This window comes from Streptomyces sp. NBC_00461, assembly GCF_036013935.1.
In the GTDB taxonomy this organism is placed as follows: Bacteria; Actinomycetota; Actinomycetes; order Streptomycetales; family Streptomycetaceae; genus Streptomyces.
The window spans coordinates 858,270-877,268 of the sequence record NZ_CP107902.1 but is presented as its reverse complement, the minus strand read 5'-3'; the positions used below and the strand labels follow the sequence as shown (position 1 = coordinate 877,268).

General features: G+C 68.0%; 19 protein-coding genes and 1 pseudogene. 12 read left to right on the top strand and 8 right to left on the bottom strand.

Annotated features, from left to right (window positions below; all coding sequences use genetic code 11):
* Positions 1-373 precede the first annotated feature (373 nt).
* The 7 genes and pseudogenes from OG870_RS48050 to OG870_RS04210 form a co-directional block, all read left to right on the top strand.
* Positions 374-604, top strand: a pseudogene (locus tag OG870_RS48050) (nitroreductase/quinone reductase family protein); the annotation flags it as partial.
* A gap of 23 nt (positions 605-627) precedes the next feature.
* Complete coding sequence (locus OG870_RS48045; RefSeq protein WP_354006203.1) at positions 628-834, top strand: nitroreductase/quinone reductase family protein; 207 nt, start codon at positions 628-630, stop codon at positions 832-834.
* Positions 831-1,298 carry a cupin domain-containing protein gene (locus tag OG870_RS04230; RefSeq protein WP_266592390.1) on the top strand — a complete coding sequence of 156 codons (468 nt, stop codon included), beginning with the start codon at positions 831-833 and terminating at the stop codon, positions 1,296-1,298. The genes OG870_RS48045 and OG870_RS04230 overlap by 4 nt, the downstream gene beginning before the upstream one ends.
* Before the next feature lie 69 nt (positions 1,299-1,367).
* On the top strand, positions 1,368-2,315 hold the full coding sequence (locus OG870_RS04225; RefSeq protein WP_266592392.1) for an alpha/beta hydrolase: 948 nt from the start codon (positions 1,368-1,370) through the stop codon (positions 2,313-2,315).
* 42 nt (positions 2,316-2,357) lie between these two features.
* Positions 2,358-3,260: a helix-turn-helix transcriptional regulator gene (locus OG870_RS04220; protein ID WP_266592394.1), complete on the top strand. Its 903-nt coding sequence runs from the start codon at positions 2,358-2,360 to the stop codon at positions 3,258-3,260.
* A 25-nt stretch (positions 3,261-3,285) separates the two neighbouring features.
* Positions 3,286-3,417 (top strand): hypothetical protein, encoded by a 132-nt coding sequence (locus OG870_RS04215; RefSeq protein WP_266592396.1) that lies wholly within the window; start codon positions 3,286-3,288, stop codon positions 3,415-3,417.
* A 372-nt stretch (positions 3,418-3,789) separates the two neighbouring features.
* Positions 3,790-4,539: a transposase gene (locus OG870_RS04210; protein WP_266845597.1), complete on the top strand. Its 750-nt coding sequence runs from the start codon at positions 3,790-3,792 to the stop codon at positions 4,537-4,539.
* Between the two features lie 198 nt (positions 4,540-4,737).
* Here the strand turns inward: OG870_RS04210 and OG870_RS04205 are convergent, their stop codons facing one another.
* Positions 4,738-5,871, bottom strand: coding sequence for a glutathione-independent formaldehyde dehydrogenase (locus tag OG870_RS04205; RefSeq protein ID WP_266524074.1), 1,134 nt, complete (start codon positions 5,869-5,871; stop codon positions 4,738-4,740).
* A 168-nt stretch (positions 5,872-6,039) separates the two neighbouring features.
* Between OG870_RS04205 and OG870_RS04200 the strand changes: the two genes are divergently transcribed.
* On the top strand, positions 6,040-6,231 hold the full coding sequence (locus OG870_RS04200; RefSeq protein WP_266524076.1) for a hypothetical protein: 192 nt from the start codon (positions 6,040-6,042) through the stop codon (positions 6,229-6,231).
* A gap of 116 nt (positions 6,232-6,347) precedes the next feature.
* The gene (locus tag OG870_RS04195; RefSeq protein ID WP_266524077.1) at positions 6,348-6,572 is read left to right on the top strand and encodes a hypothetical protein; all 225 of its coding nucleotides are present in this window, start codon (positions 6,348-6,350) and stop codon (positions 6,570-6,572) included.
* 236 nt (positions 6,573-6,808) lie between these two features.
* Here the strand turns inward: OG870_RS04195 and glpK are convergent, their stop codons facing one another.
* From glpK to OG870_RS04180, 3 genes are all read right to left on the bottom strand, one after another.
* A complete protein-coding gene (gene glpK / locus OG870_RS04190; RefSeq protein WP_327690629.1) occupies positions 6,809-8,326 on the bottom strand; it encodes a glycerol kinase GlpK in 1,518 nt (505 codons plus the stop codon).
* 209 nt (positions 8,327-8,535) lie between these two features.
* Positions 8,536-9,423: an MIP/aquaporin family protein gene (locus tag OG870_RS04185; RefSeq protein WP_266524081.1), complete on the bottom strand. Its 888-nt coding sequence runs from the start codon at positions 9,421-9,423 to the stop codon at positions 8,536-8,538.
* A 243-nt stretch (positions 9,424-9,666) separates the two neighbouring features.
* Positions 9,667-10,326, bottom strand: coding sequence for an ISAs1 family transposase (locus OG870_RS04180; protein WP_443063459.1), 660 nt, complete (start codon positions 10,324-10,326; stop codon positions 9,667-9,669).
* Between the two features lie 285 nt (positions 10,327-10,611).
* Here OG870_RS04180 and tal point away from each other — a divergent pair, with 285 nt between their 5' ends.
* The 3 genes from tal to OG870_RS04165 all read left to right on the top strand — a co-directional run bounded on the left by tal (position 10,612) and on the right by OG870_RS04165 (position 13,626).
* Positions 10,612-11,724 carry a transaldolase gene (tal, locus tag OG870_RS04175; RefSeq protein WP_327690627.1) on the top strand — a complete coding sequence of 371 codons (1,113 nt, stop codon included), beginning with the start codon at positions 10,612-10,614 and terminating at the stop codon, positions 11,722-11,724.
* 2 nt (positions 11,725-11,726) lie between these two features.
* On the top strand, positions 11,727-12,977 hold the full coding sequence (locus OG870_RS04170) for an NAD(P)/FAD-dependent oxidoreductase (protein ID WP_327690626.1): 1,251 nt from the start codon (positions 11,727-11,729) through the stop codon (positions 12,975-12,977).
* Positions 12,978-13,131: 154 nt separating this feature from the next.
* Positions 13,132-13,626: a universal stress protein gene (locus tag OG870_RS04165; RefSeq protein ID WP_266592408.1), complete on the top strand. Its 495-nt coding sequence runs from the start codon at positions 13,132-13,134 to the stop codon at positions 13,624-13,626.
* A 99-nt stretch (positions 13,627-13,725) separates the two neighbouring features.
* On the opposite strand, the gene OG870_RS04160 is transcribed toward OG870_RS04165, so the two are convergent.
* The 4 genes from OG870_RS04160 to OG870_RS04145 form a co-directional block, all read right to left on the bottom strand.
* On the bottom strand, positions 13,726-16,089 hold the full coding sequence (locus OG870_RS04160) for a glycoside hydrolase family 65 protein (RefSeq protein ID WP_327690625.1): 2,364 nt from the start codon (positions 16,087-16,089) through the stop codon (positions 13,726-13,728).
* A gap of 226 nt (positions 16,090-16,315) precedes the next feature.
* Positions 16,316-17,272 (bottom strand): dihydrolipoamide acetyltransferase family protein, encoded by a 957-nt coding sequence (locus OG870_RS04155; RefSeq protein WP_266845583.1) that lies wholly within the window; start codon positions 17,270-17,272, stop codon positions 16,316-16,318.
* Between the two features lie 80 nt (positions 17,273-17,352).
* Positions 17,353-18,483: a thiamine pyrophosphate-dependent enzyme gene (locus tag OG870_RS04150; RefSeq protein WP_266593476.1), complete on the bottom strand. Its 1,131-nt coding sequence runs from the start codon at positions 18,481-18,483 to the stop codon at positions 17,353-17,355.
* 45 nt (positions 18,484-18,528) lie between these two features.
* A complete protein-coding gene (locus OG870_RS04145) occupies positions 18,529-18,996 on the bottom strand; it encodes a CBS domain-containing protein (RefSeq protein ID WP_327690624.1) in 468 nt (155 codons plus the stop codon).
* Between the last annotated feature and the right edge of the window lie 3 nt (positions 18,997-18,999).

Here is an 18,999-nt window from a genome sequence, read left to right as displayed (position 1 = left end):
GAAGTGATGCGTCGGCAGGCACGGTCTTCCACTTGGATCACGGGGCGTAAAGAAATCCATGATCTTGGGAGCCGTGCCTGTCACGTTCCGAGAGCACCGCTGAGCTGGTAGTTCGCCACGAACTGGGCGTCACGCGACTACGCCGAAACCCTGGGTAAAGGCCGTCACCGCGGATTTCCCGGACCATGAGCACGAACAGCACGCATGCGGCGAACTGCACGGTGGCGTAGAAGACGAATCGAGGGGAGTGGTACTGCTGTTCCTACCCTCGCGACTGGCGGCTGACGTATCGCCCAGAGGACGATCGAACAAGCGAACTGCGGCCCGGGTCCGCAGCGCCACAGGCACGGCACAGTCCGAACCGGAGACAGCCATGACTGGCAAACCGGACTTGAACGCACGCATCATCCACGAGTTCCGTGCCAACAAGGGAGGGGTCGGTGGTGGTTTCAGCGGGGCGCCCCTACTCCTGCTGCACACCGTCGGCGCGCGCTCGGGCAGGTCCCGCGTCAATCCGATGATGTACCTGGCCGACAGAGGCCGCTTCCTCGTCTTCGCCTCCAAGGCCAGCTCCGACCGCAATCCGGACCGGTACCACAACCGGCACGCGCATCCCCCGAGGCACGCATCGAGGTGGACGACGCGATCCTCGCCGTGCGCGCCGTCAAACTGCGGGGCACGGAGCGCGGCACGGCGTTCGCCGAACAGGCCCGCCGCTATCCCGGCTTCGCCGGCTATCAGAGCAAGACCGAGCGGGTCATCCCCGTGATCGCGCTCATTCCCCTCGGCGAAGGCGCCGAGTCCACCGATCACGCAGAACGGACACCGTCATGACCATGGCCTACCTCGCCCAGCCCGAGCAGCAGCAGAGGCTCGAATGGCTCGACGGCAGCGAGTTCGCCGTACTCCTGGACAGCGTGGCCACCGGCGGACAACTGACCGTCGGACGGTTCTCCGTCTGCAAGGGCGAGGCGCCGCCTTACCACACGCACACCCGTGAGGACGAGATCTTCATGCTGATCAAGGGCAGTGCGCTGCTGTGGTGCGACGACCAGGAGATGGAACTGTCGGAGGGCGGCATCGTCTACCTCCCCCGAAACGTCCCCCACGGCTACCGGATCACTTCCGACACCGCCGACCTGCTGATGATCTGCACCCCCGGCGGCATCGAAGGCATGTTCCGCCACGCCGGACGTGACCTGGCCACCCCGCGCCCCGAAGGCTTCGAGATCTCACGGGACCTCATGGCCGAAGCCGCCGACATGTACGGCCAGATCATCGTCGGGCCGCCGCGCTGAGCGTCGGCAGGTCCGCAGCGATCATCGCTCCGCCGTACGGCACTCACCGGAACCACGAAAGGCACTGCCATGTCCCGGCAACAGCGCCAAACCCTCGACGACCTGCTGCGGCACGGCCCGCTCGACCTCGGAGGCGACGTCGCCGAACAGCGCGCCATCTTCCACGACATGATGACGTCCCTACCTTTGCCCCCCGACGTCTCGACCACGGCAGGCGAGTTGGGCGGCGTACCCGTCGTCACCGTGGAGACACCGGCGAACGACCCGGCGACCGTGCTGCTGTACCTGCACGGCGGTGCCTATGCCATCGGCTCGGCGGCCGACGCAGCGGGCCTGGCCGGGGACGTCGCCCGGCGCACCGGTGCACGCGCCGTGTGCGTGGACTACCGGCTGGCCCCCGAGAACCCTTACCCCGCAGCCGTCGATGACGCCCTGGCCGTCTACCGCGCGCTGCTCGACGACGGTGTTCCCAGCTCCGCCATCGCCTTCGTCGGCGAGTCGGCGGGCGGCGGTCTCGCCGTCGCGACGCTGGTCGCAGCCAAGGACGCGGGCCTGCCCCAACCCTCGTCGGCCGCGGTCTTCTCCCCGTGGGCCGATCTGAGCGTGTCCGGCAACAGCGTGGTCGGCAAAGCCGCCGTCGATCCCGCGCTGACCCCCGAGGGGCTGCGCACACGCGCCCGCGACTATCTGCGGGACACCGATCCCGCCACGCCTCATGCCAGCCCCGTCTTCGCCGATCTGACCGGTCTGGCGCCCCTGCTCATCCAGGTCGGCTCGCACGAGATCCTGCTGGACGACGCCGTACGGCTGGCAGCCCGCGCCGCCGAACACGACGTCCACGTCGAACTGCAGGTCTGGCCCCAAGTACCGCACGTCTTCCAGGCGTTCGCCGTGATGCTCGACGAGGCCGACGCCGCGCTGCAGGCCGCCGCCGCCTTCACCCTCGCACACTGGGCCACCACCGACGCCACCGACGAGGAACTGCCTGCGAGTAAAGAGTCCGTTGTGCCGCAGTAGAAGCGCCCTGCGGTCCATGCCGTCTGGACGACGATGACCTGCATGGCAACGACGAACCACTTCGGCATCGCTCTGCGGGGCTGGCGCGGGCGCGCGTCACCGCAGGACAGCGGGCTGGAGGCGGGCGGGGGCCGGCGCATCCCCGGGCTGCGCCGGGAGGAGCTGGCCCGACTGGCCGGGCTGTCCGTCGACTACGTGGTCCGGCTGGAACAGGGCCGCGCTCGGCACCCCTCGGCCCAGGTGGTCGCAGCCCTGGCCAGGGCGCTGCGCCTCGACCCGTCCGAGCGTGATCATCTGTTCCGCTGTGCCCGTCTCGCACCGCCCGCCACCGGGATTGTGTCCCGGCAGGCACCCGCGCGTGTGCACCGACTGGTCAGCCAGTTGGGAGACAACCCCACCGCGGTCTTCGCCGCCGACTGGACCCTCATCGGATGGAACGCGATGTGGTCCGCCGCGGTCGGCGATCCCCGTACGTACGGCTGGGACGAGCACAATCTCGTCGCCGGGATGTTCCGGTCGAGCGGCGGACGAGCGCGGGAACCGATCGCGGCATGGCCCGTTCTGTCCTGGGCGGGCGACGAAGTGGAGGAGGAGGAACTCGTCGCCGACCTGCGGGAGACCGCGGCCGCCCATCCCCACGACGGACGACTCGTCTCATTCGTCGATCACATGCGGCGGGCCAACCCCCGCTTCGCCCGCCTGTGGTCCAACGGCACCGCCCGAACCCATGTCGGTGACCGCAAGACCATCGAACATCCGCTGGTGGGCGACATCGCCCTCGACCTCGACGTCCTGATGGCCGCCGGAACCGACCTCAGGATCGTCACGTACACGGCCGAGGCCGGGACCACCGACTCGGAGAAGATGAACGCCCTGCGTGCCACCTGTCATCCGCCGGGCAAGGGCCCGTCCCGCCCCACGTCAGAGATCTCCAGCCCCGGCTGATGACGCCGATCCCAGGCTCAGGACGATGCGCCGGAACCTCGGCCAACCGGCCCAGCAGTCCGGGCAGTTCAACCTCTGCGGCGTCAGGCTGATCACGGAGTTGGTCAAGGACGGGCGGGATCGGAGAAGATACGACGGCGGGCACGGACTTCCGTAGGGATCACTGGACTCGACACCCACATGATCTTGGAAGCTCGCGCCCGCCCTACGTTCCGGGCCCATATCGGGACGACCCCGCTCAACCCGCGACTACGCCGAAGCCCTGACCTCCAAGGCCCTGCGCAGGGTCACCTTGACCTCGCGGCTATCACCCGGATCGCCTATGCCGCCCTCGTCCTGCTCCAGCTCGAACGCGACTGTACCGCTTAGCGGGGATCAGCAAGAGTTATCGGATAGTGCCGAGAGGGGCTTAATGAGCTTCTTCGAGTTGGCCACCGATCGGGTGATGGGCCGGGAAGCGCAACGAACGAGGCCCCCGAGCTGTTGATCGAGATGTCTGACGTCTCAATCACGTTGCTCGGGGGCCTCGTTGGTCATCCATCCTGCCGCACTTGACCTGCCGCATGCACTCGTGGAGTGGGTCACCATGCTGGTTGTCACCCGTGAGGGCGACCGGCGCTGCAAGCTCCGTCCGTCCCAGCGGGCGATGGTGGCACTGGTGTACCTACGAGAGCACACCACTCTGGCGAAGATCGCCGCCGGGTTCGGGATCAGCGAGTCCACCGCCCACGCCTACACCCGCGCGGTCGTCGATCTACTCGCCGAACGAGCACCGGGCCTGCTCAAGACGCTGCGCGAGCACGATCCCGACTTCATCCTGCTCGACGGCACCCTCGCCGAGTGCGACCGGGTAGGTGACGGCCGGGCCGACTATTCCCACAAGCACCGTCGCCACGGCGTGAACGTGCAGGTCATCGCCGACCCCGGCGGCCGGCTGCTGTGGCTCTCGCCCGCCCTGCCGGGCCGCACCCACGACCTGACGGCCGCCCGCACCCACCGGATCATCCGGATCTGCGAGCGCCAGGGCGTTCCCATCCTGGCCGATCTCGCCTACCAAGGCGGCGGACCATGGCTGACAACCGGCATCAAACGCAGACCCCTGCAGGAACTCACTCCCACCGAAAAGACCCTCAACCGGGCGCTGGCCGCAGCACGAGCGCCCGTCGAACGCGGTGTCGCGAGCCTGAAGTCCTGGCGGATCTTCCGCAGGTCCCGATGCAGCCCCAACCGCATGACGTCAATCGTCAAGGCCATCCTCACGCTGGAGCGGCAACGCTGAAGAAGCTCACTGCTCGCACATGGCGGGAGAGGGTGGGCAGGGCTTAACCGACCTATCATTTGGTTCTCCGGCGAACGGCTGGAGTACTCACGATACGATCCCGCCTCCGGACTGATCAGTTGGAAACGGCTCGTGATCTAAGCACCAAGCTACGGCGGGCGCGCCCCGACGCAGTCGGCGAGCGGCAGGTCCGCAGCACTACGGGTGCAGCACCACCTTCGTGTAGCCCTCGATCCGCTTGTCGAACTTGTCGTAGGCCGACGATGCCTGATCCAGGGGCAGTTCGTGGGAGACGACGAAACTGGGCTTCGCCCTGCCCTCGATGATCATGTCTCGCAGGCGCCGGTTGTAGCGCTTCACGTTGCACTGGCCCGTGCCCACTCGCAGGCCCTTCTCGAAGAGCTTGCCGATCGCGACGAGGAGCATGCCTTGCTTGGCCTGCTCGTCCGGGCCTCCTGGGTCGGCCGGGACATAGAGCCCGGGCACGCCAAGCGCTCCGGTAGGTCTGACGGTACCGATGAGTGAGTTCAGAACCGTCGCCGGCTCCTCGTGACCAGTGCCCTGCGACGTCGCCTGGTAGCCGACGGCGTCCACGCCCTTGTCCGTGCCGACGCCTTCGGTCTGCTCCTTGATCTGCTCGACCGGGTCGCCCTCGGCAAAGTTGATCGGAACCGCGCCGATCTCCTCGACCTTCTGCAGCCGCTCGGGGACCCGGTCCACGACGAATACCTTCTTCGCGCCGCGCAGCAGGGCCGAGTAGGCGGCCATGAGCCCAACTGGCCCCGCCCCGTACACGGCGACGCTGTCGCCAGGGCGGACCTGGGCGAGTTCGCAACCGTGGTAGCCGGTGGGAAAGATGTCGGCGAGCAGGATGAAATCGCTCTCGTGCTCGTTTCCCTGAGGGAGCTTCAGGCAGTTGAAGTCAGCGTAGGGAACGCGCAGGTATTCGGCCTGGCCACCCTTCCATGGCCCCATGGCCACGTAGCCGTAAGCACCGCCGGCGAAACCGGGATTGACGGTGGTGCAGTATCCGGTGAAACCCTCGACACAGTTGGTGCAGAATCCGCAGGCGACATTGAAGGGCATGACCACGCGGTCGCCCGCCTTGAGCGTGGTGACTCCCGGGCCGAGGTCCTCGATGATTCCCATGTTCTCGTGGCCGAAGACGATGCCGGGCTGGGCAGCGGTGCGGCCCTCGTACATGTGCAGATCGGAACCACATATCGCGGTGGAGGTGACCCGTACGATCACATCGTTCGGGTGCTGGATGCTGGGCTTTTCAACATCTTCGACTGCAACGGTGAACGGTCCCTTGTAAACGACGGCCTTCATGGCTGCCACCTCTGATCGACGATGTACATGTCCAGCTGGCGGCCACGCTCGCCCTTTCTCCGCGTGACCCATCTCTCATGCTTCTCCGGCCTACGCGATCGGGCAAGTCAGTAATCTCAGGATGACTAAACTGCTCGGGGCGCACTCAGGAATAGAGAGGGAGGGCGAGTGTCAGCACAACGACTGGGAACCCTGCTTGTCCCTGTGCCGGGTCTGTCCGGCATAATCTATCCGCCAGGAACGACCGTCACGGTCCGTGGTCGAGGCGCGACTGTCGATGCCTTTGTCAACGGCGACTGGCTTCCTCTGTCGTGGTGGGAATTCTCCGACGGTCTCCGCGAGGACATCGCCGACCGCTGACATCTCCTGCGCCGCTCATAGCTCCGCATCGATGCCGTGTGACCTCATTCCATGCCGCTGGGGCGCTGATTCAGACCTTCCCATCGAAAGTCTCCAACGCCGGAAGCGGAGAAGCCGTGACCTTCGAAGTTGACCTCTTGATGCGCATCAACTTCCTGGCCAGCATGTGTCATCGCAGGCTTCCGGCGGGAGGCACGTGCGGCCAGCCTGCCCGGTGGCAGGAGGCGTTCGAGATCGGACGCGACAGCCGCGGGCAAGAAGTGCATGCGTACGCCGGCGATCGGCGTCAGTACATCGGCAGCGCGGCCGGGTCGAACTCCCAGGTTTCCATCTTTCGTTGAACCCGGTCGGCACGGTCATGGCGCGCCGGGCCCAGGAATGTGCATCCCGCGATCTTGGACCGGCGAGCCAGCCGTCGGCGGGATGGTCTGGCGCGGACACGGCCTTCGCGACCAAGCCGGAGCCGGCCGGCGGTCCTCCCCATACCTTTCGACGTGACCCAGCGCGAAGGCGGTGAGGCGCTACTCCCGGTCTCTGCTCGAGGGAAGATGCCGTCCGGGGGAGCAGGTGCCGGTCGTCAGGTGACCTTGACCCAGTCCAGGGTGCGCTCCACGGCCCGTTTCCAGCCTTCATAGCCGTCCTGGCGTTGCTCCTCGCTCCACTCAGGGGTCCAGCGCTTCGATTCCTGCCAGTGTGAGCGCAGCTCGTCGGTATCGCTCCAGAAGCCGGTGGCGAGTCCGGCTGCGTAGGCGGCGCCCAGCGCAGTGGTCTCCGCAACCACCGGCCGGCTGACGGGCACGCCCAGCACGTCTGCCTGGATCTGCATGCACAGGTCGTTCGCGGTCACACCCCCGTCAACCTTGAGTACGTCCAAGTGCACGCCGGAGTCCTGTTCCATGGCGTCGACCACGTCGCGGCTCTGGTAGCAGATGGCCTCCAGCGTGGCTCGGGCGATGTGCCCGCCGGTGTTGTAGCGGGCGAGACCAACCATCGCGCCACGAGCGTCGGAGCGCCAGTACGGGGCGAACAGACCCGAGAAGGCCGGGACGAAGTACATACCGCCGTTGTCGTCAACCGAGCGGGCCAGTTGCTCACTCTCGGCGGCGCTCCCAATCACCTTGAGCTGGTCGCGCAGCCACTGCACGGCCGCGCCGGTGACGGCAATGGACCCCTCCAGAGCGTAGACGGCGGGGCTGCCCGCGAACTGGTACGCCACCGTGGTCAGCAGACCGTGCTGTGAACGCACCAGCTCCGTACCGGTGTTGAGGACCAGGAAGTTGCCGGTGCCGTACGTGTTCTTGGCTTCGCCGGGGGCGAAGCAGACCTGGCCGACGGTCGCCGCCTGCTGGTCGCCGAGGACACCGGTGATCGGGACGGCGGCGTTCAACGGTCGTGACGTGCGGGCCTGGCCGAACGCCTCAGGGTCGGACGAGGGGCGGACGACCGGCAGCATCGCGCGCGGGATGTTGAAGATTCCCAGCAGTTCGTCGTCCCAGTCCAAGGTCTCCAGATTCATCAGCATGGTGCGGCTGGCGTTGGTGACGTCGGTGGCGTGCACACCCCCGTTGGGGCCGCCGGTGAGATTCCACAGCACCCACGCGTCCGTGTTGCCGAAGAGAGCGTGCCCCGCTTCGGCGGCCTCGCGCAGTCCGTCCACGTTCTCCAGCAACCACTTGATCTTGCCGCCGGAGAAGTAGGTGGCAGGCGGCAGGCCTGCCTTGTGGCGGATGGTCTCGCCGTGGCCGTCGCGTTCGAGGGCGGCGGCGATGCTGTCGGTGCGGGTGTCCTGCCAGACGATGGCGTTGTAGTAGGGGCGGCCGGTGCGCGGGTCCCAGACCACAGTCGTCTCGCGCTGGTTGGTGATGCCGATCGCTTTGAGGTCGGTGGCGGACAGTCCTCCGCTGCGGAGGGCGTTCTGGATCACCGTGTTGGTGCGCTCCCAGATCTCCACTGGGTCGTGCTCGACCCAACCGGACTGCGGGAGGATCTGATGGTGCTCGAGTTGGTGCTTGGCCACCTCGTTGCCTGCGTGATCGAAGATCATGAAGCGTGTGCTGGTGGTCCCCTGGTCCACCGCGCCGATGAATTCGGGCATCGCTGCCGCCTCTTTTCATGGTCCTGTTGTCATTGCGCTCTGGGGTGACGTTTTGGGTTCAGGCCGTGCTGCTGCCCGTCCTGAACCCTCAACGAAGCCCGGTACGGGCCCCTGTGGAGCACGGCCACCCGGGCGACCGAGAGGCGGAGTGTGTAAGCGTCGTTCACCTGGCCGCTGCCGCCACTGCCGGACGGTTCCTGCTCTGTGTTCTAGGGCTCTTCGGTGGCGGGACCTTCTTCGGCCTCTCCATGCCTGGCCTTGATCAGCGGAGAGATGAGGAGGTCGTACACGCCGACACCGGCGACTCCGCCGATGAACGGGCCGACAATGGGGATCCACCAGTAGTTGCTGAACCACTGAAATGTGCCGGGAAGAGCGATAGAACCCCAGCCCTCGAAGTATGTGAACAATCGCGGGCCGAAGTCACGTGCTGGATTGATCGCGTACCCGGCGTTGGTCCCGAAGGTCAAGCCGATCGCGACGACCACCAGGCCAATGAGGAACGGATGGAGGTTGGACATCGGAGCCGTATTGCGCGTGTCGATAAGTGCGCAGATCAACAGAAGCAGGATGCCAGTCCCCACGATCTGGTCGAGCAAGGGACCCCACCACGAATCTCCGAGATATTCGGCGGGGAACGTGGCGAAGATCGAGTATGTTCCCAGCGATTCATCTCGCGGGACACCCGATTTTTTGATGGACGCGTCGATAGCCCACCTGTAGGTCGCGTAGACGAGCGCGGCGGCGACGAAGGCGCCCACGACCTGCGCCACCCAGTAGGGCAGGACCTTCCGCCATGGGAAATCACGTCGGACCGCGAAGGCGAGGGTGACCGCGGGATTGAGGTGGGCGCCGCTGATTCCACCGGCCACATATACGCCGAATACCACGGCGAGACCCCAGCCCCACGAGATGATCAGCCAGTTGGCGGGCCCGAAGTCAACGGCCTGCCGGCCTGATCCCGGCAGACCGACGACTGCGACAGCCACCGACCCGACACCCAGCAGAATCAAGACGAACGTGCCCAGGAACTCGGCAACCATCTCGCCGCCGAGCCCTTCTCGGTAACCGCGTCGATGAACGATGCGTTCAGCCATCGACCCTCCTCGGTCGGAAAGTAACGGACCTGCCAATTCCTCACCCGAAACGTAGGCGAAGATAAGTCCTTCGGGGTGGACACGCCGGTGAATCCGCAGATTCCACCTCTATGGAGCAGTCCGCGCGCCAATTTCTGGCGGCCGTGCGAGATCTTGCCGGACGGGTCACGGACTGCCGCCAGCCCGCTTGTTTGGGTGCGCCGCTGGCAGGGGCATTGCATGATCGCGATCTGTCCGGGTTGATCATGTGAGGCCGAGGGCTGACAGCGGGCGGTGGTAGTCGCGGCTGGTGTGGCGGAGGGCGGCGGCGATGTTGGTCTCGCCGTTCTGGCGGAAGAGGCTGACGGCGAGGTTGCGCAGGCCGGCCATGGTGCGGGGCAGGTGGCCGGTGCGGACCTTGGATTCGTCCTCGCGGAAGGTGCGGTCACGGACGTGGTGCAGGAGGTTCTCGATGCCCCAGTGGCCTCTGATCCAGGCGGCGAGCTGGGCCGGGGTGGCGTCGTAGATGTCCAGGCTGGTGATCACGTAGACCCGCTCGATGGTGAGCTTGCCGGTACTCAATTCCCTTCGCCATCGGACGACTTGGATGGCCTGGCGGGCGCCGGGATAGTCGAGGTGGCGGAAGGCTGCGACCTTGAGCCGGCGGATCTCCACGCGGTGGTGGGCCTTGTCACGGGTCCGGTGCTCCAGCGGGATCTCGGCCCACGGAAGCTTCCTGACCTGCGCATACAGACCGGGATGATTCTTCTTGACGACGGCCAGGTAGTGGGCGCCGCGCGTACGGAGATAGGCGCCGTGGGCGTGCTGGGTGTACAGGGCGTCTGTGGTCAGCACGGTGTCTTCCAGGTCGATGGTGTCCAACAGGGGCTGGAAGGCGGGCATTTCGTTGCTCTTGGAGGTGATCTGCCGCTGGGCCGCATGCCATGGCGTCCAACATCATCTTTCGTCCCCAGTACCTCCCGGTTCCAGCCGGGCCCACAAACGGGAAGCAGCCGTATGCCTGCCCGTATGGACAGCGACCAGGTACGCGTGGGTAGCCCAGCAGCTTGGCCTGTCGGCATGACCCGGTGTGCAGATGCGGGTCACTGGCCCTCCAGAGACGATGGAGCGACAGGCAGGCTCTGGTGCGGGCCGCGGACGAGCAGCAGGAAGCCCGTCCGCTTGGCACGCGGGAGGAGCGGCAGCGTCATGGATCCTTTGAACACACTGAGTGATGCCGGAGTGTCGATCTGGCTGGACGATCTCAGCCGGGAGCGGCTGGTGTCCGGAAGTCTGGCAGACCTGGTCGCGCGGGACCGGGTGGTGGGGGTGACCACCAACCCGACGATCTTCGCCAAGGCCATCACGAGCGGCGACGCGTACGACGAACAGATCCGTGACCTGGCCGCCCGAGGAGTCGGGGTCGGTGAAGCGCTGCGGGCGCTGACCACCACCGACGTCCGGTGGGCATGCGACGTGCTGCGCCCGGTCTACGACGCGACGGACGGCGTCGACGGACGGGTCTCCATCGAGGTCGACCCCCGGCTCGCGCACGACACCGCCGCGACGATCGCCGAGGCGCGGGCGCTGTGGTGGCTGGTCGACCGGCCCAACCTGTTCGTGAAGATCCCGGCTGCCCGGCAGGGCCTGCCGGCGATCACCGCGTGCCTGGCGGAGGGAATCAGCATCAACGTCACGCTGATCTTCTCCCTCGCCCGCTACGACGAGGTCATGGATGCCTTCCTCAACGGGATGGAACGCGCCCGCGATGCGGGCCGGGAGCTGTCCGGGATCGGCTCGGTGGCTTCGTTCTTCGTCTCCCGTGTCGATACTGCGGCAGACGCACGCCTGGACAAGATCGCCACCACACATGCGGCCGCGCTGCACGGCCGGGTGGCGATCGCCAACGCACGGCTGGCCTACCAGCACTACGAGCGGGTGTTCTCCTCACCCCGCTGGCAGGCCCTTCAGAAGGCGGGGGCCCACCCGCAGCGTCCGCTGTGGGCCTCGACCTCCGTCAAGGACCCCGCCTACCCCGACACCCGCTACGTGACCGAGCTTGTCGCACCCGGCGTGGTCAACACCATGCCCGAGGCCACCTTGCGCGCGGTCGCCGACCACGGCGAAGTACCGGCCGACTCGGTCCGCGGCCACTACGACGACGCTCAGCAGGTTCTCGATGCGTTGCAGGCAATCTACGACCCCCTCGTGCAGACCCTTGAGGACGAGGGCGTGTCGAAGTTCGACGCCAGCTGGGAGCAGCTCTCCGAGCAGCTCGCCGAAACGTTGCGGAGCCGGCCCGCAGCCCGGGAAGGCAACTGACGATGTCCACGAACGACGCGTGTGTGATCGTCGGCGCCAGCCTGGCCGGCGCCAAGGCCGCGCAAACCCTGCGCGAGGAGGGCTTCGACGGCCCGCTGGTTCTGATCGGGGACGAGAGGGAGCGGCCCTACGAGCGGCCGCCGCTGTCCAAGGGCTACCTGACGGGCAAGGACGCGCGCGAGCAGATCTACGTCCATACGCCGCAGTGGTACGCCGAACACAATGTGGACCTGCGGCTCGGCATCGCGGTCACCGCCGTCGACCCTGTCGCGCGCGAGGTGACGCTCGCGGACGGCAGCCGGGTCGGCTACGGCAAGCTGCTGCTGACCACCGGATCCTCGCCGCGCCGCCTGCCTGTCCCGGGTGCGGACCTGGAGCGGGTGCTGTATTTGCGGCGGGTCGAGGACAGCGACCGGATCAAGGAGGCGTTCCAGTCCGCGTCACGGGCGGTGGTCATCGGTGCGGGCTGGATCGGGCTGGAGGCCACTGCTGCCGCCCGCATCGCCGGTGTGGAGGTCACCGTGCTGGAGATGGCCGAGCTGCCGCTGCTGCGGGTTCTCGGCCGCGAGGTCGCGCAGGTTTTCGCGGACCTGCACCGCGATCACGGTGTGGATCTTCGGTTCGGCGTTCAGGTCGTCGAGATCACCGGCAACGGCGGCGCGGCGGACGGGGTGCGGCTGGCCGACGGCACCCGCATCGACGCCGATGTGGTCATCGTCGGGGTCGGCATCATGCCGAACATCGGGCTGGCGCAGGAGGCGGGCCTGGAGGTCGACAACGGCATCCGCGTCGATGAGCGGCTGCATACCTCCTACCCGGACATCTACGCGGCCGGTGACGTGGCCAACGCCTTCCACCCGCTGCTGGGCAAGCACATCCGCGTCGAGCACTGGGCCAACGCGCTGCACCAGCCGCAGACCGCGGCCAGGGCAATGCTCGGCCGGCAGGACGCGGTGTATGACCGCGTCCCTTACTTCTTCACCGACCAGTACGACCTGGGCATGGAGTACGCCGGGTACGTCGAGCCTGGCGGATACGACCAGGTCGTCTTCCGCGGTGACGTGGCCGGACGCGCGTTCATCGCCTTCTGGCTCGCAGACAACCGGGTGCTCGCAGGCATGAACGTCAATATTTGGGACGTCAACGACCAGCTCCAGGCCCTCGTCCGCACCGCCCAGCCCGTCGACACAAGCATGCTCACCGACCCACAGGTGCCTCTCGAGTCTCTCCTCCCCAGCGTCGAGCACCGGTGAGCGATTGAGCGAGCGGCGATGATCGTGGCCGGTGCAGTGAGGTCAGTAAGGGCAGTGGCCGCACCGGTAGTGGTGGTGCGGACGCGACGACCGCTTCCTGAACGCTCATCAGATTGCTGCCCGGCCGACGCGAGCCGCCTTGGAAGGATTCACGATGACCGACACTCCCGCGCCCGTCCCGGCTGGTCCGATCGTGGTCGGCACGGACGGCTCCCCGCACGCCCGGCACGCCGTGCTCTTCGCTCTGCGCGAGGCACAGCTGCGCGGCACCGGTCTGCGGGCGGTCTGTGCCTACGACTACACCCCCGCTCGTTACACCGGCTACGGATGGATGGCCGTGCCGGAGGGTGCCACCACCCTTTACGAACAGCTCCACGATGTCGCCCGGCAGGCGGTGACCGAGACGGTCCACGAACTACAGCAGCAGCTTGGCGGACCTCACGTGGAGGTGGAGATCCTCGCCGAGGCGGGCCGCCCGGCGCAGGTCCTGCTGGACGCGAGCAAGGACGCCTCTCTGCTGGTGGTCGGCACCCGCGGTTCGGGCGCCTGGGGGCGCCTCACACTCGGTTCGACCAGCACCGAGGTCGTGCACCACGCTCACCTGCCCGTCGTCGTCGTTCCGGCCGACTCCCGCGGCGCCTCCTCCTGAGGCATCCAAGGAGCGACGGTGGCATGTCGCCTCTCTGTATCGTCTGTTGGGGCGACAAATGCTGTTCGGATGTGGACCCCCTCGTTTTCGGGTGTGGACTCACTCGTTGCGCCCCGTCCATATGCGGCGGGCTGGACCACGGCCGGGCGGCTGCTGCGGTTCAGGCAGGTCAGGGACAGCGGCTATCGGCCCGCTGCGAGGGACGTCCCTGGTCACCTTCAACGGGCTGCCATGGTGGTGTATTTCGAGTTCGGTGCCCGCCAGCAAGGTGTACGTGGCCTGTTGATGGGAGATGTCCACGCGCACGCAGCGCTGGCGGAACTGCACGGCGAAGGCCAGCCGACTGATCTGCTCGGGCAGTCGCGGGGCGAAGGACAAGGCGTCTCCGTGGTGTCTCATCCCGCCAAAGCCCGCTACGAGCGCGGTCCAGGTCCCGGCCAGCGAGGCGATGTGTAGGCCGTCGCGCGTGTTGCGCTCCAGGTTGGCGAGGTCCGTCATCGCGGCTTCGCCAAGGTAGTCGTATGCCAGGCGTAGTTGGCCGACCTCGGCGGCCATCACGGCCTGGCTGCCGGCGGACAGCGAGGAGTCCCGGACAGTGAGCTGTTCGTAGTAGGCGAAGTTGCGGGTCTTCTCCTCCTTGGTGAACGCGTCGCCCCGCAAGTGCATGGCCAGGACCAGGTCGGCCTGCTTGATCACCTGTTTGCGGTACAGGTCGAAATACGGGAAATGCAGCAGCAGCGGGTAACGGTCCGCCGGGGTTCCGGCGAAGTCCCAGACCTGGTGGGAGGTGAAGCCCGCGGACTGTTCGTGCACGCCGAGTTCTTGGTTGAAGGGCAGCACGATCCGTCGGGCGGCATCGCGCCATGCTGCGGTCTCCTCGTCCTCCACCCCGAGCGAGGCGGCCAGGTCGGGGTGGCGTTCGGCGGCGTCGGCGGCGGCGCGCAGATTCTGCTGGGCCATCACGTTGGTGTAGGCGTTGTCGTCCGCGATCGCGCTGTACTCGTCCGGCCCGGTGACGCCGTCCAGGTGGAACACTCCGTGCGGGTCGTGGTGGCCGAGCGAGAGCCACAGCCGGGCGGTGTGCACCAGCAGCTCCAGCCCTGCTTCCCGCTCGAAGACGAGATCACCCGTGGCAGCGGTGTAGCGCACAACCGCATCAGCGATGTCCGCGTTGATGTGGAACGCCGCGGTGCCGGCCGGCCAGTAGGCGGAGCACTCGTCGCCGTCGATGGTCCGCCAGGGAAACGCGGCCCCGGCCAGGCCGAGCTGGCGGGCCCGTCCCAGCGCGGCGGGCAGCGTGGTGTGCCGCCAGCGCAGCGCCGGCCCCACCGTGTGGGGCGCGACGTAGGTGAGCATCGGCAGCACATACGTGTCGGTGTCCCAGAAGCAGTGGCCGTTGTAGCCGGGGCCGGTCAGGCCCTTGGCGGGGATGGCCCGTTCCTCGGCGCGAGCCGCTGCCTGCAGCACGTGGAACAGGGCGAACCGGACGGCCTGCTGGATCTCGGTGTCGCCCTCCAGCTCGACATCCGCCCGAGCCCAGAAGGCGTCCAGGTAGCCGCGCTGTTCGGCGAGCAGGCCCTCCCAGCCCGTGCTGGCCGCCCCGGCCAGCGCGGCGTCGACCTGATCTTGGACGGCGGGCAGCGACCTGGTCCCCGACCATCCGTAGGCGACCGTCTTCTCGACTCGCAGTCGCTGGCCCGGCCGCAACAGCGAGGTCACCGTCAGCCGGCTGAGATTTTGGCCGCTCTCCGCGGAAGCGGAGGTGCCCTGGGGCCCCGCGATCAGATGGTCGGCCGCCGCCGCCACGCGCAGCCCGCTGCGGGCTGTGCGGTGCACCAGCCGCAGCCTGCTGTCCTGCGCAATGTTCTCCTCGGGCTGCAGGACCGCTCCCAAGGAGGCCGAGATCCGAGGGTCGCCCTCCCGCTTGGGAAGCTGTTCATTGGCGACCAACTCGGACTGGAGCACGATCCGAACCTCCTCGTCCACCGCCTCGACCTCGTAGGCGATCGCGGCGATCGCTCGCTGGGTGAGCGAGACCAACCGGGTCGAGCGGACGCGCACCGTGCGCCCCGACGGAGTCGTCCACTCGACCGTGCGGTGCAATACTCCGGCGCGGAAGTCCAGCACCCGCTCGTGGCGGTGCAGTCGGCCGTAGCGCAGGTCGAACGGTTCGTCGTCCACCAGCAGCCGAATCACCTTGCCGTTGGTCACGTTGATGATCGTCTGCCCGGACTCCGGGTATCCGTAGCCGGCCTCCGCGTACGGGAGCGGACGGAACTCGAACAAGCCGTTGAGGTAGGTCCCCGGCAGCCCGTGCGGCTCGCCCTCGTCCAGGTTGCCGCGCCAGCCGATATGACCGTTGGCCAGGGCGAACACCGACTCGCTCTGCTCCAGCACGTCCAGGTCGAGCTCGCTCTCGCGCAGGCACCACGGTTCAACGGTGTACGCAGGATGGGTGATCACGTCGGGCCTCCGGCATTCAGTGACGGTCGCGGGCGATCGGGCCGTGGCCCTGACTGCCGCTGGTCTGTTGCAGCTTCGGGAGAGGCCGGCTGGTCATGACGGGCGGTGCAGAAGACCAAAGGCCGTGGTGGGCTGGGCTCGTCGTGCACCTCGCTGTGCCGACGGGTGGCGCAGGCAGGCCGCCCAGGCGGCCTGCGGACGCGTGATCGGGCAGCGTCGTCATCGGCTACAGCACGATGCCCAGGGGGTGTTCGAGGATTGTTTTGAGGTCGGCGAGGAAGGCGACGGCGATGCCGATGTGGATGCGGCGGTGGCGCAGGATGCGGGTGCTGTCCCAGGAGGAGTTGGCCTGCGGGTGGGTGCGCAGAGCTGTCGCGCAGGCTTTGACGAGCAGGTCGGTGACGCTGATGCGGGGGCCGGGTTCGCCGAGTTGCGCGTTGATGTCGGCGCGGAAGGCGAGCAGCGGTTCGGCGTCGGTGACGGTGGTCAGGTAGAAGTGCAGGGCCTGCTGCGTGCTCTGGGTCAGGCGCTGCGCGGTGAGGCGGCGGATGGTGCTCAGGGGCACTTCCTCGTCGTCGGCCTCCTCGGCGGGCATCGGGTGCGCCCTGGCGGGTGCGGCGGGTGCGGGGCTGGGTGCGGTGGGGGGCCGGATGGCGCCTGGTTGTCCGCCGTGCCGGGTGATGGCGGCGTCCACGTCCGCGCGGACGATACGCCCGCCGGGGCCGCTGCCGGTGAGGGTGGTGATGTCGATGCCGTGCTGGCGGGCCAACGTGCGGGCCAGTGGGGAGGTGCGCACCTCGTGCTCGTCCCGGCGTGCGGGTGCGGGCGGCTCCGCGGTGGCGGGGACGGTCCGCGCTGGGCCTTCGGTCGGCCCGGCCGGCGGTGCCGGGGCATGTGCGGCTGGCTGGCGGGCTTGCTCAGGTGCCGCCTGATCCGGCGCGGCCTGGGGTTCGGTTCCGATGACGGCGAGAGGGGTTCCGATGGGCACGGTGGTGCCTTCGGCGACGAGGATGCGAGTCAGGGGCCCCTCGTCGTATGCCTCCAGTTCCATCATGGCCTTGTCGGTTTCGATCTCGGCAATGGCATGGCCCTTGCGGACCGGGGCCCCCTCGTGTGTGAGCCATCGGCTCAGGGTGCCCTCCTCCATGGTGTCGGACAGGCGGGGCATGAGGACCTCGGGCATCGTGGCCTCCTAACCGGCCGTGGACGCGGCTTGGTGGGCGGTGAAACCGGTGGCGTCGAGGGTTTCGTAGATCACGCGGGTCAGGGCTGTTGCGTCGGGCAGGGCTGCGGTCTCCAGTTGTTTGGCGTACGGCAGGGGGACCTCGGCGGCGGCGACGCGGCGGACGGGCGCGTCGAGGCGGTCGAAGGCCCCCTCGGCGATGCGTGGTCGAACAGGGCGGCGACGTCCGGGGGCGGGCTGGCGTCGGCGAAGCCGACGGCGGCGGTGACCGCCTGCTCGCATTCCTCGTCGATGCGGTCCGCCGCCGCCTGATCGAGGGTGTGGTCCTCGATCAGGCGGGTCCGGAAGGCGGGCAGCGGGTCCTGCTCTCGCAGCCGCTCGGTCTCCTGCGCCGAACGGTAGCGGGCCGGGTCGACCACGGAGTGGCCGCGCAGCCGGTGACTGACCGCCTCCAGAAGCCGGGGCCGGTGCTCGGTGCGCGCCTGTTCCAGAGCGGTCTGCGCGGCGTCGCGCACCGCGATCACGTCGTTGCCGTCGACCCGTGCGCCGGGAATCCGGTAGGCGCAGCCGCGCCGGTACAGCGCCGGTTCTCCGGAGGCTGCCTCGACCGGGGTGCCCATGCCGAGGTGGTTGTTGACGATGACGTAGACGATGGGCAGGTGCCATACGGCGGCGAGGTTGAGCGATTCGTGGAAGGCGCCGATGTTGGTGGTGCCGTCGCCCAGCAGGCACATCACGGCCTCGCTGTCCGGTCCGGGCTCGCCGCGGTGGGCGATCGTGAGCGCGGCGCCGGTCGCCGGGGGCATCTGGCCGCCGACGATCCCGTAGCCGCCGAGCATCCGCAGCGCGGCGTCGAACAGGTGCATGGAGCCGCCGCGCCCGCCGGACAGGCCCGTGGCGCGGCCGAACAGTTCGGCCAGCACCCCGCCGGGGTCGGCGCCGCGGGCAAGCGCATAGCCGTGATCGCGGTAGGTGGTGAACAGGTAGTCGGTCGGTCGCAGTGCGGCCATCAGGCCGACGACGGTGGCCTCCTCGCCCAGGTTGAGGTGGCAGTAGCCGCCGATCTTCGCCCGTGTGTACATCTCCGCGGCCCGCAGTTCGAAGTGCCGGATCAGGGCCATCTGCCGGTAGTAACCGCGCAGCACCGCCGGGTCCTCACTCGCCGCCGGTGCCTGTGGGTGGGGCTCGGTACGGTCCTGCGTCGGGTCCATGGCCGGTGTCTCCTGCTGTCGGGGCCTGCTGTCTGCCGCGGTGCGTCAGCTGCCGGGGGGCGGTGCCTGTTGAGCGAAGCGGTCCTTGTCGGCGTCGCAGGTGAGACAGCGCGGTGGCGGGTGAGGGCCGCGCTCGGTCTGTCCGCAGACCTGGCAGGCCCATTCGGTGGTGAGCAGCGCGATCACGTCGGACCGGCTGACAATGCCGGCCAGGCGCAGTCCGGCCAGTACCGGGACGCGTCGGATACGGCGTTCGACCAGCAGGTGGCGTACCTGTTCGACGTCGGTGTCCTCGGTGGCGGTGATGACCTCGCGGGTCATTACTTCGCGGGCGGTGGCTCCCTGGCGGGCGAGCAGGTCGTACTCGCTGACCAGGCCGACCACCGCGCCGGCCGTGTCCAGGACCGGCACGGCGCTGATCCGGTGACCGCGCAGCATCGCGGCGATGTCGGCCACCAGGGTGTCCTCGGCCACGGTGACCACCCGGGTGGTCATGATCTCTCTGACCTTCACCGT